This window comes from Pseudomonas sp. CC11G (genome assembly GCF_056174845.1).
On the sequence record NZ_JBWBZC010000004.1, the window covers coordinates 376083 to 391784 of the forward strand.

General features: G+C 61.5%; 13 protein-coding genes and 4 pseudogenes. 4 read left to right on the forward strand and 13 right to left on the reverse strand.

What is annotated here, in order from left to right; all coding sequences use genetic code 11:
* Positions 1-48 precede the first annotated feature (48 nt).
* The 4 genes and pseudogenes from algC to coaBC all read right to left on the reverse strand — a co-directional run bounded on the left by algC (position 49) and on the right by coaBC (position 4409).
* Entirely contained in the window at positions 49-1446 is a 1398-nt protein-coding gene (gene algC, locus AC0V2S_RS08060) for a phosphomannomutase/phosphoglucomutase (protein WP_475509338.1), read from the reverse strand.
* Between the two features lie 145 nt (positions 1447-1591).
* Positions 1592-2656 carry a hypothetical protein gene (locus AC0V2S_RS08065; protein WP_475509291.1) on the reverse strand — a complete coding sequence of 355 codons (1065 nt, stop codon included), beginning with the start codon at positions 2654-2656 and terminating at the stop codon, positions 1592-1594.
* A gap of 57 nt (positions 2657-2713) precedes the next feature.
* Positions 2714-3168 (reverse strand): annotated as a pseudogene (dut, locus tag AC0V2S_RS08070) (dUTP diphosphatase).
* Between the two features lie 30 nt (positions 3169-3198).
* Positions 3199-4409 (reverse strand): annotated as a pseudogene (gene coaBC, locus AC0V2S_RS08075) (bifunctional phosphopantothenoylcysteine decarboxylase/phosphopantothenate--cysteine ligase CoaBC).
* A gap of 132 nt (positions 4410-4541) precedes the next feature.
* On the opposite strand from coaBC, the pseudogene radC reads away from it, so the two are divergent.
* A pseudogene (gene radC / locus AC0V2S_RS08080) lies at positions 4542-5215 on the forward strand (RadC family protein).
* Between the two features lie 48 nt (positions 5216-5263).
* Here radC and AC0V2S_RS08085 read toward each other — a convergent pair.
* Entirely contained in the window at positions 5264-6850 is a 1587-nt protein-coding gene (locus tag AC0V2S_RS08085; protein WP_475509292.1) for an ABC transporter substrate-binding protein, read from the reverse strand.
* Between the two features lie 379 nt (positions 6851-7229).
* On the opposite strand from AC0V2S_RS08085, the gene rpmB reads away from it, so the two are divergent.
* The gene (gene rpmB / locus AC0V2S_RS08090) at positions 7230-7466 is read left to right on the forward strand and encodes a 50S ribosomal protein L28 (RefSeq protein WP_084303647.1); all 237 of its coding nucleotides are present in this window, start codon (positions 7230-7232) and stop codon (positions 7464-7466) included.
* A gap of 11 nt (positions 7467-7477) precedes the next feature.
* Positions 7478-7633 carry a 50S ribosomal protein L33 gene (gene rpmG, locus AC0V2S_RS08095; RefSeq protein WP_108095062.1) on the forward strand — a complete coding sequence of 52 codons (156 nt, stop codon included), beginning with the start codon at positions 7478-7480 and terminating at the stop codon, positions 7631-7633.
* Between the two features lie 343 nt (positions 7634-7976).
* Here the strand turns inward: rpmG and AC0V2S_RS08100 are convergent, their stop codons facing one another.
* The 7 genes and pseudogenes from AC0V2S_RS08100 to AC0V2S_RS08130 form a co-directional block, all read right to left on the reverse strand.
* The gene (locus AC0V2S_RS08100; RefSeq protein ID WP_475509293.1) at positions 7977-8747 is read right to left on the reverse strand and encodes a MetQ/NlpA family ABC transporter substrate-binding protein; all 771 of its coding nucleotides are present in this window, start codon (positions 8745-8747) and stop codon (positions 7977-7979) included.
* A gap of 72 nt (positions 8748-8819) precedes the next feature.
* A complete protein-coding gene (locus AC0V2S_RS08105; RefSeq protein ID WP_475509294.1) occupies positions 8820-9485 on the reverse strand; it encodes a methionine ABC transporter permease in 666 nt (221 codons plus the stop codon).
* Positions 9485-10491 (reverse strand): annotated as a pseudogene (locus tag AC0V2S_RS08110) (methionine ABC transporter ATP-binding protein). The gene AC0V2S_RS08105 and the pseudogene AC0V2S_RS08110 overlap by 1 nt, the downstream one beginning before the upstream one ends.
* A 212-nt stretch (positions 10492-10703) precedes the next feature.
* On the reverse strand, positions 10704-11570 hold the full coding sequence (locus AC0V2S_RS08115) for a PA5502 family lipoprotein (RefSeq protein ID WP_475509295.1): 867 nt from the start codon (positions 11568-11570) through the stop codon (positions 10704-10706).
* Positions 11571-11652: 82 nt separating this feature from the next.
* On the reverse strand, positions 11653-12441 hold the full coding sequence (gene znuB / locus AC0V2S_RS08120) for a zinc ABC transporter permease subunit ZnuB (RefSeq protein ID WP_475509296.1): 789 nt from the start codon (positions 12439-12441) through the stop codon (positions 11653-11655).
* Positions 12434-13246, reverse strand: a complete 813-nt coding sequence (znuC, locus tag AC0V2S_RS08125) for a zinc ABC transporter ATP-binding protein ZnuC (protein ID WP_475509297.1) — start codon at positions 13244-13246, stop codon at positions 12434-12436. Before znuC ends, znuB begins: the two co-directional genes overlap by 8 nt.
* Positions 13243-13728, reverse strand: coding sequence for a Fur family transcriptional regulator (locus AC0V2S_RS08130; protein WP_475509298.1), 486 nt, complete (start codon positions 13726-13728; stop codon positions 13243-13245). The genes znuC and AC0V2S_RS08130 overlap by 4 nt, the downstream gene beginning before the upstream one ends.
* 64 nt (positions 13729-13792) lie before the next feature.
* On the opposite strand from AC0V2S_RS08130, the gene AC0V2S_RS08135 reads away from it, so the two are divergent.
* The gene (locus tag AC0V2S_RS08135) at positions 13793-14695 is read left to right on the forward strand and encodes a zinc ABC transporter substrate-binding protein (RefSeq protein ID WP_475509299.1); all 903 of its coding nucleotides are present in this window, start codon (positions 13793-13795) and stop codon (positions 14693-14695) included.
* 3 nt (positions 14696-14698) lie between these two features.
* Here the strand turns inward: AC0V2S_RS08135 and AC0V2S_RS08140 are convergent, their stop codons facing one another.
* Entirely contained in the window at positions 14699-15649 is a 951-nt protein-coding gene (locus AC0V2S_RS08140) for a homoserine kinase (protein WP_475509300.1), read from the reverse strand.
* Positions 15650-15702: the final 53 nt, after the last annotated feature.

Consider the following 15702-nt stretch of genomic DNA (forward strand, 5'->3'; position numbering starts at 1 on the left):
CTCCAGCAAAACGGCGTAGCCGGCCACAAGGGCCGGCTATATAGGCGGTCAGAAAGGCAGGTTGAGGTCAGGTGCGGCGGTGTACAGCTGGGCGCGGAACAGCTCTTTGATGCGTTCCAACTCTTCATTGGTGTCGGCTTCGAAGCGCAGCACCAGCACCGGCGTGGTGTTGGAGGCGCGAACCAGGCCCCAGCCCTTTGGATAGTCGACGCGCACGCCGTCCAGGGTGGTGACGCTGCCATCGCCCCAATGACCATCGCGCTGCAGGGCAGTGATGATGCCGAACTTGTTTTCGTCGGTCACGGTGATGTTGATTTCCGGGGTCGATACGTCGCTTGGGAAAGCGGAGAACACCAGCTCAGCGTCGCGTTTGTCCTGGCTGAGAATTTCCAGCAGGCGGGCGGCGCTGTAGATGCCGTCGTCGAACCCGAACCAGCGTTCTTTGAAGAAGATATGGCCGCTCATTTCGCCGGCCAGCAGAGCGCCGGTCTGCTTCATTTTCTTCTTGATCAGCGAGTGACCGGTTTTCCACATGACCGGACGGCCACCGTAGCCGCTGATAAGTGCGCCCAAACGACGGGTGCATTTCACATCAAAGATCACGTCGGCGCCCGGGTTGCGGGACACCACGTCTTTGGCGAACAGCATCATCAGGCGGTCGGGGTAAACGATGGTGCCTTTGTTGGTCACTACGCCCACGCGGTCGCCGTCACCGTCGAAGGCCAGGCCCAGGTCGGCGCCGGTTTCTTTTACCTTGGCGATCAGGTCTACCAGGTTTTCTGGTTTGCCCGGATCCGGGTGGTGGTTGGGGAAGTTGCCGTCGACGTCACAGAACAACGGAATAACGGTGCAGCCCAAGGCCTCGATCAATTGCGGGGCGATTACGCCGGCGGCGCCGTTACCGCAGTCCACCACCACTTTCAGCGGCTTGGCCAGGGCGATGTCGTCGCGAATCTGCTTGAAGTAGCGGTCCAGCAGCTCAACCTGCTCAACGCTGCCTTGGCCGCTGCTGAGGTTGTTGGTTTCGATGCGCTCGCGCAGGGCCTGGATTTGCTCGTTGGCCAGCGTGTCGCCGGCAACCACGATCTTGAAGCCGTTGTAGTCCGGCGGGTTGTGGCTACCGGTGAGCATCACGCCGGTTTTGCCGGCCAGCACGTTGGCGGCGTAATACAGAACAGGCGTTGGAACCAGGCCAATATCGCTAACGGCACAGCCGGCTTCTACCAGGCCTTGAATAAGCGATTGCACCAGTTCGGGGCCGGACAGACGACCGTCGCGACCTACCGATACATTGGGCTCGCCAGCGGCGAGACTTTCGGCGCCCACTGCGCGGCCGACCCAATACGCGGTTTCAGATGTCAGGGTGTCGCCAACTACGCCGCGAATGTCATAGGCGCGGAAGATGCTGGCGGGCAAGTTGGGTGCGGTGTGCGGCACATTGCTCATAGCGGGGGCTTGCTCCAATCCCAGGAGGTCCTGGTCTTCGTCGAGGATGTCGATATCGAGAATATCGGTTTCTTGAAAGAGAGGGTTCACCAGCTCGGCAGGCTCTACGGCGGCAGGTGCTGCCACTTTCGTGCCACTCGGACTACTACCGGGTGCCTTGGTCTCTTCTACGGGTGGTGGTGCGCTTTGCCGGCGGGGCATTCGCGCGAGCTTCTGCGCCAGCGCGTTTAGCACGGGCGATCGCAAGCTGAAGGCTTTGACGCTTTTGCCGGCAGAGAGTTCTTGTACTAATGGCTGAGCTGGTCGGCGTCTTTGCGCAGGCGCTTTGCTGGCGATTGTTCAGCAGCATCAGGCCCAGCAGCGAGCCAAACAGGGCAAGCAAGGCGGCCAGCAGCATCGGCAGCAGCGACACGGGCGGCATCGACAGATCCGGCCCCGGCAGGAATTCCAGCTTCCAGTTGGAGTTGCCGCTGACAAAGGCCAGCGGTGTGCTGTTCACGTCCTGACCGAGCTTAGCCAGAATTTGCGCCGGGCTCTGACCGAACTGCTGCGCCAGGCGCAACTGGCCGATGCCGTCGGGCAGCGGCGGCAAGGCGGAGAGCAGGCGCTGTAGGTCGATTACCAACAGCAGCGTACCTTGCAGCGGCTGGCCGTCACCCAGGCGCAGCGGTGCCGCGCTATACACCAGCCAGCGTGGGCCGACTTTGTAGGCTTCTGGCGCGGGTGTCTGGCCTGCTTCGACGCGGCGCAACAGATCGAGCGCGGCGAAGTTCATCGGCGCTGCGCGGGTGGTGTTCTGCGCCGCTTGCCCAGGCAGGTTGATATACGCATCGACCACGCCGTCCCAGTAGCCAAGGTCGCGCTCGGCAGCGGTGACGGCTTCCGGGTTCTGGCTTTGCAAAGCCAGCAGCAATTGCGGATTGCGGGCTGCGGCTTGGGTGTCCTTGCTGAGCTGGCGTAACGATTGCTGCAGCGCAGCCGCCTGGCTACCGCCCCAGGCATGGGCAAGTTCGCCCTGGGTTTGCGTCTGGGCGCTGGTCAGCAGCGCGAACCAGAGCACGGCGGCGCCGGCCACCAAGCCGACAAAGGCCACGGCAAAACCAGGCGCCAGCTTTTTCAGCAGCGGCTCTTCGTCGGCCTTGGCGGCGGTGGGGTCACTCACTTGCGGTAGAAGATCAGCGTCCTTGGCGGTGCGCTTGAAGAGTTTCAATCGGTGTCTCCTCGGCGGTTCGTCCTGGCTTTGTTTTTTTAGGTAGAGGCGTATCGGTCATTGGCTGCCCGAGTGGCCAAAACCGCCCGCGCCGCGTTGGCTCTCATCGAAGTGTTCAACCAGTTCAAAGCGCGCTTGCACGACCGGTACCAGCACCAGTTGCGCGATACGCTCGCCAATCGTGATGGTGAAAGGGGTCTGCCCGCGGTTCCAGCACGACACCATCAGCTCGCCTTGGTAATCCGAGTCGATGAGACCAACCAGGTTCCCCAGCACAATGCCGTGCTTATGGCCCAGCCGGAGCGCGGCAGAATCAGCGCGGCCAGGCCTGGGTCGCCGATATAAATCGATAGCCCGGTAGGAATCAGCACGGTCTGCCCCGGTTCCAGCACACGGTCTTCAGTGAGCATGGCGCGCAGATCAAGGCCGGCCGAGCCTGGTGTGGCGTATTCAGGCAGGGGGAAATCACGGCCAATCCGCGGGTCGAGAATCTTGGCTTGCAGTGCGTGCATGTGGGGCTCTTTACAGGTGGTGAATAAGCGTCAGGCCTGGTTGTTCAGGCGTTCGGCGATAAATGCGATCAGTTGGCGGGCAATTTTGCCTTTGCTCGTTTGCGCCAGGCTGTTCTGCTGCAAGTCGCGGTCGATGATGGTGATCGCGTTCTCTTCACTATTGAAGCCGATGGTGGGGTTGGCCACGTCGTTGGCAACAATCAGGTCGAGGTTTTTGTCTTTGAGCTTGCGAGCAGCATAGTCGAGCAATTTTTCAGTTTCAGCGGCGAAGCCAACGCTGAAGGGCGATCTTCGCGTTGCGCCAAGGTCGCGAGAATATCCGGGTTACGCACCATCTGCAGGAGCATGCCTTCGCCGGTTGCGGGGTCTTTCTTCAATTTGTGCTGCGCGACCACTTCCGGCCGGTAGTCGGCCACGGCGGCAGCGGCAATCAGCAGGTCACAGGGCATGGCGGCTTCGCAGGCGGCGAGCATGTCGCGAGCGCTCACCACATCGATGCGGTTGACGCGGTCCGGCGTCGGCAGGTGCACCGGGCCTGTCACCAGGGTGACCTTGGCGCCGGCTTCGACGGCGGCTTCAGCCAGGGCAAAGCCCATTTTCCCGGAGCTGTGGTTGGTGATGTAGCGCACCGGGTCGATGTTTTCCTGGGTCGGCCCGGCGGTAATCAGTACATGGCGGCCAGTCAGGCTTTCGCGTTTGAAGCAGTCAGCGGCCAATTGGGCGAGGTCGTCGGCCTCGAGCATACGGCCCAGTCCTACGTCACCGCACGCTTGGCTGCCCGATGCCGGGCCAAACATATGCAGGCCGCGGGCGATCAGCAGTTGGCTGTTGGCCTGGGTGGCTTCATCGCGCCACATGGCCTGGTTCATGGCCGGCGCCAGGGCTACCGGCGCGTCGGTGGCCAGTACCACGGTGGTGAGCAGGTCGTTGGCGATGCCTTGAGCCAGGCGCGCCATCAGGTCGGCGGTGGCCGGGGCGATCAGGATCAGGTCGGCCCATTTGGCCAGTTCGATATGGCCCATGGCGGCTTCGGCGGCAGGGTCGAGTAAGTCCATGTGCACGGGGTGGCCGGAAAGGGCCTGCAAGGTAAGGGGGGTGATGAACTCGCGTCCGCCCTGAGTCATTACCACGCGGACTTCCGCACCTTGGTCGCGCAGACGACGAACCAGTTCGGCACTTTTGTAAGCGGCGATGCCGCCACCTACGCCAAGGACGATGCGTTTCCGGTACAGCCGCTGCATAGGCCTGCCTTATATGTTGTGGAATCCGACATGCCGCCGCCTCCCCAGGCCGGCCAGCACGCAAAAAAGTGGGGCTAAGATAGCACAGCGTCCACCCCGGAACAGGGGGCCGCGCTCGACATGGAGGGTTCTATGAGCATTCGTAATTGGCCCGCGGAAGATCGTCCGCGGGAGCGTTTATTGAAGCAGGGGGCGAGCAGTCTGACTGATGCTCAATGCTGGCTATTTTTCTGCGTACCGGGGTGTCCGGCATGAGTGCCGTGGACCTTGCCCGGCGCCTGCTCGATGAGTTCGGCGGCCTACGTGCCTTGCTGGAGGCGGACCAGCTTTCCTTTAGCGCCCACCTCGGTTTGGGGCCGGCCAAGTACGCGCAGTTGCAGGCGGTGCTGGAGATGTCGCGCCGCCACCTGGCCGAGAGCCTGGAGCGTGATTCAGTGCTGGAGAGCCCGGCCGCCGTGCGCGAGTACCTGACGGCGCAGTTGCGGCACGAGAAGCACGAGGTATTTGGCTGCCTGTTTCTGGACACCAAACACCGGGTGCTGGCCTTTGAAGCGTTGGCCCAGGGCACCATCGACGGTGCCAACGTGTACCCGCGGCACGTGGTGAAACGGGCGCTGGCACACAACGCCTCGGCCCTGATTCTCTGCCACAACCATCCTTCCGGCGTCGTGCAGCCCAGTCAGGACGATCGGCTGCTGACGAAGCATTTGAAGGAGGCGCTAGCCCTGGTCGATGTGCAGGTGCTCGATCACTTCATTATCGGTGAGGGTGCACCGCTATCGATGGCTGAATGCGGTTTGATGTAGGTCGGGACAGTGAGGCGCAAAAGACTATTTCTGCGCCTTTTTCCTGCCTCAGGGCTTGAGCGTGACTTTCGAAAAGTCCTGGCGACCGAATGCGCTCACCTGATAACCCTGTACGTCTTTTCGCGTTAATGCTGTCGCGGTTGGATGAGCCAGTGGCAGCCACAGGGCCTGCTGCTGGATCTGTTTCTGCGCCTGAAGGTATAGCTCGGTGCGTTTGCCGACCTCGCTGGTGCCTTTGCCGTCGCTGATCAACTGATCCAGGCCTTTGTCGCAGTAGCGGGCAAAGTTGGTGCCCGATTGCACGGCGGCGCAGGAAAACTGCGGGGTAAGGAAGTTATCCGGGTCGCCGTTGTCGCCGGCCCAGCCCATAAACAGGATGTCATGTTCGCCGGCCTTGGCGCGACGCACCAGTTCGCCCCATTCAATCACGCGGATTTCGGCGCGTACGCCGATCTTGGCCAGGTCAGCCTGCAGCAGTTGCGCGCCCAGGCTCGGGTTGGGGTTGAGCAGGCTGCCGGTAGGGCGCGTCCAGATGGTCGTGGCAAAACCATCCTTGAGGCCGGCCTTGGCGAGCAGCGCTTTGGCTTGCTCAACATCGTGCGGGTAGCCGGGCAGGTCCTTGGCATAGCTCCAGGTGTTGGGCGGGTAAGGGCCGTTGGCGGCGATGGCGCTCCCTTCAAAAACCGCCTTGAGGTAATTGGCTTTGTCGAAGGCCAGGTTGATGGCCTGTCGTACCTCGGGTTTATCCAGCGGCGGGTGCTGACTATTAAAGGCAACGAAGGCGGTCATAAAGGCTGGCGTCGACACCACTTTCAATGCGGCGTCTTGTTCAGCAGCGCCCACATCCATCGGTTTGGGTGACAGCGCAATCTGGCACTCGCCGCGCCGCAACTTTTGCAGGCGCACGTTGGCATCGGGGGTGATGGCGTAGATCAGCGCGTCCACGGCGGGTTTGCCGGCGAAATAGTCCGGGTTGGCGGCGTAGCGCACCACGGCATCTTTCTGAAAGCGTTTGAACACAAACGGGCCGGTACCGATCGGCTGGGCGTTGAGCTTTTCCGGGGTGCCGGCTTTCAACAGCTGGGCGGTATATTCGGCGGAATAGATAGAGGCGAAGCCCATGCTCAACGTGGCGAGGAAGGTGGCTTCCGGGTGAGTGAGGGTAAAGCGCAGATGCTGTGGGTCTGGCGCTTCGACACTCTTGATCAGGCTCGGCAACTGCATGGACTGGGCGTGGGGGAAGCCGCTCTGGGCTACTTTGTTCCAGGGGTTGTTGGCGTCGAGCATGCGCTGGAAGCTGAACAGGGCGTCTTCGGCGGTCAGCTCGCGGGTGGGGCTGAAGTAGTCGGTTTTGTGAAACTTCACCCCTTTGCGCAGTTGGAAGTCATAGACCAGGCCGTCCGGCGAGACCTTCCAACTCTCTGCCAGGCTCGGTACCAGCTTGCCGCTGGCGCCGTCGAACTCCACCAGGCGGTTCATCAGCACGTCAGCCGAGGCATTGGTCGTGGTCAGGGTGTTGTACTGCACCACGTCGAACCCTTCCGGGCTGGCTTCGGTACACACGCTCAGGGCGGCGGCTTGCACGGCCGGGCTCAGAAGCGGGACGAGCAATAGAGGTAGGGCGGCGAGGCGCATGGTTAAACTCCTTGAATGCTCGCCGGAGCGAGTGACGGCCTGTCCGCAGGCCGGAAAAGAACGCAAGGCGTTTACCCTAGACCAAGGAACGTGGCAGAACAATCGGCATGGCCTGACGAGTGGTTGCGTAAGCGATGGCGCGTGTTCAAGCGGTTGCGGGTAGAATGCTCGCCCCCATTTGGCCAGCAGACTGTAGTTATTCTTGTTGCTCAGGGGGCTTTCTGGTATAAAGCAGCGCTCTTTTCTAGGGGCCCGGTTCCTTCGCTTGTAGGTGTGGCCGGTAAGACCCTGAAGAAACGCGGCGCAGAGCGCCAAATGACTTTGAGTTTAAGCGGCCAACCCATGCCGGGTTGGGCATGTGGTTTTAGAGGGCTGATGTATGTCGAGAGTCTGTCAAGTTACCGGTAAGGGTCCGGTAACCGGGAATAACATTTCCCACGCTAACAACAAAACCCGTCGCCGTTTCCTGCCGAACCTGCAGCATCACCGCTTCTGGGTTGAGTCGGAAAAACGTTTCGTGCGTCTGCGCGTAACCGCCAAAGGCATGCGTATCATCGACAAGCGCGGCATTGATGTCGTGCTGGCCGAAATCCGCAGCCGCGGCGAAAAGGTTTAAGGAGCTAAATCATGCGTGAATTGATCCGTTTGGTGTCGAGCGCCGGTACTGGCCACTTCTACACCACCGACAAGAACAAACGTACTACCCCGGACAAAATCGAAATCAAAAAATTCGATCCAGTTGTTCGCCAGCACGTGATCTACAAAGAAGCCAAAATCAAGTAATTGGTTTTAGCTTCAAAAAGAACCCCGCCTTTGTGCGGGGTTTTTTTTCGCCTAGCGATCGGCTGCGCGTCGGCATTGCTGCGTTGAAATGGCTTTTTAAATGCTCATGGGCACCAGCCCACTGCGCTTTAAAAAGCCATTTCGCCTTGCGCTGCTCTAGCTCGCTCGATCTCGATTTGCGGCGCGGTTGAAATCGCAAAATTAAAGGCTTCGCGGTTGATCGCAGTGCCGGACCGGCCCGCTCCTACGGATTGCGTTAACTGTAGGAGCTTTAGCCGCGATGTTTTTGGCCCACAAAAAAGCCCGCTCATTGAGCGGGCTTTTGTTTCCAGCAGTCTGCAAATCAGAACGCGGGGACGATGGCGCCTTTGTATTTGTCTTCGATGAATTTCTTCACTTCAGGCGTAGTCAGCGCCTTAGCCAGCTTCTGAATGGCGTCGGAGTCTTTGTTGTCGGCGCGAGCCACCAGGTTGTTCACATACGGCGAGTCGCTGCCTTCGATGACCAGCGCGTCATTCTTCGGGTCCAGCTTGGCTTCCAGCGCGTAGTTGGTGTTGATCAGCGCCAGGTCGACTTGGCTCAGCACGCGCGGCAGGGTGGCAGCTTCCAGTTCGCGGAATTTCAGGCCCTTGGGGTTCTCGCTGATGTCTTTCGGGGTGGCCAGAATGTTGTGCTTGTCTTTCAACTTGATCAGGCCGGCTTTATCCAGCAGCAGCAGCGCACGGCCGCCGTTGGTGGCGTCGTTCGGAATAACCACGGTAGCGCCTTGTGGCAGCTCGTCGAGCTTCTTGTATTTGCTCGAATAGGCGCCGAAGGGTTCTACGTGCACGCCCACTACGCTAACCAGCTGGGTACCACGGCTTTTGTTGAATTCGTCGAGGTAGGGTTGGTGCTGGAAGAAGTTGGCGTCCAGACGTTTCTCGGCCACTTGTACGTTCGGTTGTACGTAGTCGGTGAACACTTTTACCTGCAGATCCACGCCTTCTTTAGCCAGGGCTGGCTTCACGAATTCGAGAATTTCCGCGTGGGGTACGGCGGTGGCAGCAACGGTCAGGGTTTGCGCGTGGGCGGAAAACGCCGCAACGGTGGCCAGGGCAGCGAGCAGTTTTTTCATCTCTGGGTTCCTTGTGGGATGCAGTGTTGGCGGCTGATGGCCGCACTCGTTTAGTTACTTACTTAAAACCGATTACTTTCTAGAAAAGTGCACCACCAGCTTGTCGCCGACGGTTTGCAGCACTTGCACCAGCACCAGCAGCAGGATGACGGTCACAACCATCACATCCGGCTGATAACGCTGGTAGCCGTAACGTACGGCCAGGTCGCCCAAGCCGCCGCCGCCAATCAGGCCGGACATCGCGGTATAGGAAACCAGGGTAATGGCGGTCACGGTAATCGCCGCGATAATGCCCGGCAGCGCTTCTGGCAGCAGGGCATTGACCACGATTTGCCGGGTCGTCGCGCCCATGGCCTGGGTGGCTTCGATAATGCCGCGGTCTACTTCACGCAACGCGGTTTCCACCAGTCGCGCGAAGAATGGGGTAGCGCCAACCACCAGCGGCGGAATGGCACCGGCGACGCCCAGCGAGGTGCCGGTAATTAGCACGGTCGCTGGAATCATCACGATCAGCAGAATCACGAACGGCACCGAGCGCAGCACGTTTACCACCAGCGACAGCAAGGCATAGAAGCCTTTCTGTTCGAACATCTGCCGCGGGCTGGTGAGAAACAGCAGCACGCCGAGAGGCAGGCCGAGCAGGGTGGTAAACAGCAGGGAGCCGCCGAGCATGCTCAGGGTGTCCAGGCTGGCTTGCCAGATTTCGGTCCAATCTACGTTGGGCAATAGAGCTTCCATTAGCGCAGGACCTCCAGATGCACGTCACTGGAACCAAAGCGCGCCAGGGCAGCCTCGATGTCGCCACCGGTCAGCGCCAGAGTGAGCTGGCCGTAGGGCGTGTCTTTGATGTGGTCGATGCGGCCGGCGAGAATGCTGTAGTCCACACCGGTTTCCCGCGCGACCACCCCGAGCAGCGGTGCGTAGGTCGCTTTGCCCTGGAAGGTCAGGCGCACGATGCGGCCGCTTACATGGGCGAAATCATCGCGTTGCTCGTCTTCGTCGATCTGTTCGGCTTCCATCACAAAGCGCTTGGTGGTCGGGTGCTTGGGGTGCAGAAACACCTCGGTGACCGGGCCGTGTTCGACGATCACGCCGGCATCCATCACCGCCACGCGGTCGCATACCCGACGGATCACATCCATTTCATGGGTAATCAGCACGATGGTCAGGTTCAGTTCGCGGTTGATCTGCGCCAGCAGGTCCAGCACCGAAGCGGTGGTCTGTGGGTCGAGGGCGCTAGTGGCCTCGTCGCAGAGCAGAATTTTGGCTGGGTCGCCAGGGCGCGGGCAATACCAACGCGCTGCTTCTGGCCGCCGGACAGCTGCGCCGGAAATTTCTTGGCGTGATCGCTAAGGCCGACCCGCTCCAGCAGTTCGGCAACGCGCTGGTTGATCGCCGCAGCGGACAGCTCGCCGGCCAGCTTCAAGGGCAGGGCGATATTGTCGGCGACGGTTTTCGACGACAGCAGGTTGAAGTGCTGAAAAATCATCCCGACTTGCTGGCGGAAGCGGCGCAGGCCGTTGGCGTCGAGGCCGGTGACGTCTTCGCCGTCAACATCGATGCGCCCGCCCGAAGGTTCTTCCAAGCGATTGATCAAACGCAGCAGGGTGCTTTTGCCGGCGCCGGAATGGCCGATGATGCCAAACACTTCGCCGCTGGCGATGGACAGGTCGGTGGGTTGCAAGGCGGCGATGTCGCGGCCATTGACGCGGTACGCCTTGTGGACGTGATGAAAGTCGATCACTCGTTAAACCTTTTGGGTTTGGCGGTCTGCCGGATAGGCATAAAGGAGCGCTAGTCTAACCGGCGCCCTATAGACCGCAAAAATCTTTGTATTCCTATGGTTATAGCTTTCAGCTCTAAGAGTTGAAAGCCGTTGCCACAGTCTAGAAGGTGCTGTGCGGGTTGCCTGGCCTGCCGGTGCACGCCAGTGTGCTAGCCCGAAATCAGCAGGACTTAACCCTTGGCTTGCGGGGTCAGCAGCAGGCGCGGCACTTGTTCCAGCTTGAGGGCTTGGGACAGGCGCGGGCTGTAGCTGGGGTCCAGGCGTTTGATGCGAGCCAGGAGCAAGGAAGCGACCCATGGGTAGTCCTTGTTCTGGCGTACTTCGATGCGCACGTCGCAGTCGAAAGTCACCACATCTGCCGCCACGGCGTCGAGCAGGCTGCGCAGGCGCTCGTTGTCCTGGTTGTCCAGCATCGGCATGGCAATCACGCTGCTGGCGGCGGCGGGGTTGATCAGGCGGGCGGTGGGCTTGACCGGCTCGGCTGCGGGAGCGCTTGGTGCCGGGGTCGCTGCGGCTTCCTGGGTCGCTTTGGTCTGGCGCTCGGCAGCTAGGCGCTGTTGACGTGCCTGTTCGGCTTTTTCCGCGGCTTCTTTGGCTGCCATCTGAGCGGCGGCGCGGGCGCGGGCCTGGTCGGCGGCGTTCAATTCGGCAGCGCGGGCCTGGGCGATGGAGTTATCCAGGCCGTTGGTCAGGGCCGGGGCTTGCGGCATCAGGCTGCGGGCATGGCTCAGCGCTTTGGTGGCGGTGTCGAGGTCGCCTTGCTGCAGAGCGCTTTGGCCTTGTTGCAGGTAGGCGTCGGCCAGTTGGCGCTGGTATTGCTCCACGCGGGTGTCGCCCTGGGCGCGCGGTGCAATGGCGGCCAGTTGGCTTTCGGCCGCACTGAGCTGGCCAACGTTCAGGCTGTGTTCCACTTGGCTAAAGGCGGTAATCAGGTCGTCAGTCGGCAGATTGGCGACCTTCGGCGCGGCGCTTTGGCAGGCGGCTAACAGCAGAGAAATCGCCAGAACGGGTAGGTAACGGGAGGCGAACTGCATCATCTTTGCAAGTCTCGGATAGCGCAAAACCGGCGAGTTTACACTGCCGCTTGAGCCGCACCAAACCTCGCCGACATAGCGCTTTTCAGGCGTAGCGGCGGGGCAGGGCAAAGCTGAGAAGAAACAAGGCGGCGGCAGCCACCACGATGGAGGGGCCAGCCGGGGTGTCCTTGAACCAGGACATGGCTAACCCCGCGCAAACCGCTACCAGGCCCAGCACGCTGGCGCCGCCAGCCATCTGCTCCGGGGTGCGCGAATGGCGTTGAGCGGCGGCGGCGGGAATGATGAGCAGGGAGGTGATGAGCAGCACGCCGACGATCTTCATCGCCACCGCGATCACCACGGCAATCAACAGCATCAGCGCCAGGCGCAAGCTGGCCACCGGCAGGCCTTCAACCTTCGCCAGCTCTTCATGCACAGTCACGGCCAGCAGCGGCCGCCACAGCAGCGTGAGCGTCACCAATACCAAGGCGCTGCCGCCGAGAATCCAGGCCAGATCGGCCGTGCTGACAGCTAGCAGGTCGCCAAACAGATAGCCCATCAGGTCGATACGCACATCGTGCATAAAGCTCAACACCACCAGGCCGAGGGACAGCGTGGTCGGCGCCAGAATGCCGAGCAGGGTGTCTGAAGCCAGGAGTTGGCGTTGTTGCAAGGTGAGGAGCAGCACGGCCAGCAACACGCAGCCGACGGTAACCGCCACGGTCGGGCTGACATCCAGCAAAAAGCCCAAGGCCACGCCCAGCAGTGCGGCGTGAGACAAAGTGTCGCCAAAATAAGCCATGCGCCGCCATACCACGAACGAGCCGAGCGGGCCGGCCACCACGGCCAGCGCGAGGCCGGCGAGCAAAGCGTTTACGAGAAAATCAGGCATGCTTGCAGCCGTCTCCATGAACATGCGGCTGCACCTGACCGAGGATGCGCAAGCCGTCGGCGCTCGGCGCCTCGGCCACTACGCCACCGTGCAGGTCGTGAGCGTGGTCGTGATGGTGGTGATAAATCGCCAGATCCTGTGCGTCCTGGCCGAATAGCTCGACGAATGCCGGATCGCCGCTTACTTGTTCCGGGTGACCGGAGCAGCACACGTGGCGGTTCAGGCACACCACCTGATCGGTGGTGCTCATCACTAAGTGCAGGTCGTGGGACACCATCAGCACACCGCAACCATGGCGGTCGCGCAGGCGGGTGATCAGGCGATACAGGTCGGCCTGGCCGGCGACGTCGACGCCTTGCACTGGTTCATCCAGTACTAGTAATTCCGGCTCGCGCAGCAGCGCACGGGCCAGCAGCACGCGCTGCAACTCGCCACCGGAAATGCTTTGCAAAGGGCTGTCGATCACTTGACTGGCGCCCACCTCTTCAAGCGCCGCCAATGCCGATTGGCGGTCAACGCCCGGCACCAGGCGCAGAAAGCGCAGGACGGAGAGCGGCAGCGTGGGGTCGACGTGCAGTTTTTGCGGCATATAGCCGATACGCAATTTGGGCTTGCGCCAGACGCTGCCCACCTCGGTTTTCAACAGGCCGAGTACGGCGCGCACCAACGTGGTTTTGCCGGCGCCGTTAGGGCCGATCAGGGTGACGATTTCGCCGGGTTGCACGCTCAGTTCCACATCGCTGAGCACTTGCTGCCCGGCAAAGCTGACGCCAACGCCTTCAAGGCGGATCAGGGCCGTACTCATGCGCTTTTCTGGCAGCCGGAGCAGACGCCGACCACTTCCACGGTCTGGCTTTCCACGGTGAAACCCACACCAGCGGCGCCGGCAACAATGGCCTGGCTGATGGCGTCGTTGGACAGTTCGATGGCCGCATTGCAGCTGCGGCAAATCAGAAACTGGCCCTGATGCGCGTGCGCTGGGTGGTTACAGCCGACGAAGGCGTTGAGCGATGCGATGCGGTGCACCAGGCCGTTTTCCAGGAGGAAATCCAGCGCGCGGTAAACGGTCGGCGGTGCGGCTCGGCGGCCGTCCTGCTCGGTCAGAACGCCCAGAATGTCGTACGCGCCTAGCGGCTTGTGGCTCTGCCACACCAGCTCCAGCACGCGGCGGCGCAGTGCTGTCAGGCGCAGGCCGGCGCGTTCGCAAATGGCGTCGGCTTCGGAGAGCGCGTTATGCACGCAGTGGGAATGGTCGTGGGGGCGGGAAGCCAGAGGTGTAAAGATCATTGGGCGGCGACGGCTGGTGAAAGAGACGTTATTCTATAACCCTTTTGCCGGCGAGTGTGTTCCCGTGTCGCGTTTCCTTGTGATCTTTCTGCTTATTTTTTGCGCATCTGCACAAGCCGATGTGCGCGTTCTCACCAGTATCAAACCCCTTCAGCTGATTGCCGCCGCCGTGCAAGACGGCGTAGGCACGCCAGAAGTGCTGCTGCCGCCGGGTGCCTCGCCGCATAACTATGCGCTGCGCCCGTCCGATGTGCGTCGGGTGACCGAGGTCGACTTGCTGTACTGGATTGGCCCGGACATGGAGAGCTTTCTGCCGCGCGTATTGAAAAGCCGCAGCCTCCCCACGGTTGCCGTGCAAACCCTGCCCGGCTTGAACCTGCGTCACTTCGGCGAAGGCGAAGCGCATGCCGACGGCGATGAACATGACCACGATCACCAGCCCGGTAGCCTGGATGCTCATTTGTGGTTGTTGCCTGCCAATGCGCGGGTAATTGCTGAGCGTATGGCCGCTGATCTGGCTGCCGCCGACCCCACCAATGCCGCGCGTTATGAGGCCAATCTCAAGGCCTTCAGCGAGCGGCTGACGGCGCTGGACCAGCGCCTCAAGCAGCGCGTTGCCGGTATCGCCGGCAAACCTTATTTCGTCTTCCACGAGGCGTTTGATTACTTCGAGTCTGCCTACGGTTTGCAGCATGCCGGCGTGTTCAGCATTGCCAGCGAAGTGCAGCCCGGTGCCCAGCATGTGGCGGCGATGCGCGAACGTTTGCAGCAGGCGGGGCCGACCTGCGTATTCAGCGAGCCGCCGTTGCGCCCACGGCTAATCAGCACGCTGAGCGAAGGGCTGCCGGTGCGTTTGGCGGAGTTGGATGCCTTGGGTGGCAAGGAGATACCGGTGAATGCCCAGGGCTACGAGCAGTTGCTGGAAGCCCTGGCTAACGAGTTGGCCGGTTGCCTCGAAGCGCTCTGAACGTCAGAGCGCGAACGGCAGCGGCAGGTGCACCTGCTGGCGCTGCGCCAGGCGGCGCTGGAACTCGTCGGGGTTGTGGATAAGTACATCTTGGCCGGCGAAGGACTCAGCGGCAATCAGCCGTGAAATCCAGAAGCGCACACAGGCTACCCGCAGCATCACCGGCCATAGCTCCGCTTCACTTGGCGTGAACGGGCGCAAGGTGGCGTAGGCGCCGAGCAAGGCGCGGGCACGTGGCGCATCGAGCGCGCCGTCTTCGGTAGAACACCAGTCGTTTACCGCAATGGCCACGTCATACAGCATCGGTCCGGAGCAGGCGTTATAGAAGTCGATCAGGCCGGCCAGGTGTGGGCCGTCGAAGAGTGCGTTGTCACGGAACAGGTCGGCATGCAGGTTGGCCCGCGGCAGCGCCATGATTGCAGCGTGGTGGGCGGTGATTTCCCCTAGCGAGTCTTTCAGCAGAGCCTGATTGGCGGTCGCCAGTGTGCTCAGCAATTGCTCGCCTTCGCTCAGCATCCAGTCCAGCCCACGATCGGTTTTACGCTCCAGCACATGGCCGCGCGTGGCCCCGTGCAATTGCCCGAGCAACTTACCCACTTCCTGGCAGTGGTGAGCGTTGGCCTGGCTCACATGTTTGCCGGCCAGCCGCGGTTGCAGCAGGGCTGGTTTGCCCGCCAGGCTGCGCAACGCTTGGCCTTCGGTGGTGCGCAAGGCGTAGGGCACTGGCAGGCCAGCATCGTGCAGCACATCCAGCAGTTCGATAAAAAACGGCAGATCCTGAACCGGCCCACGTTCTACCAGGGTCAGCACAAACTCGCCCTGCTCGAGGCTGACGAAGAAGTTGCTGTTTTCGCTGCCGGCACTGATGCCCTGAAAATCCCGCAGACGGCCAAGCCCGTAGGGTGCAAGAAACACTTCCAGCTCGGGGCGGGTGAGGGGGGTGAATACCGACATCGATAACCTGCCAACTGCCTGTAGAGGCCGCAATAACGCGGCGTTTAATTAAG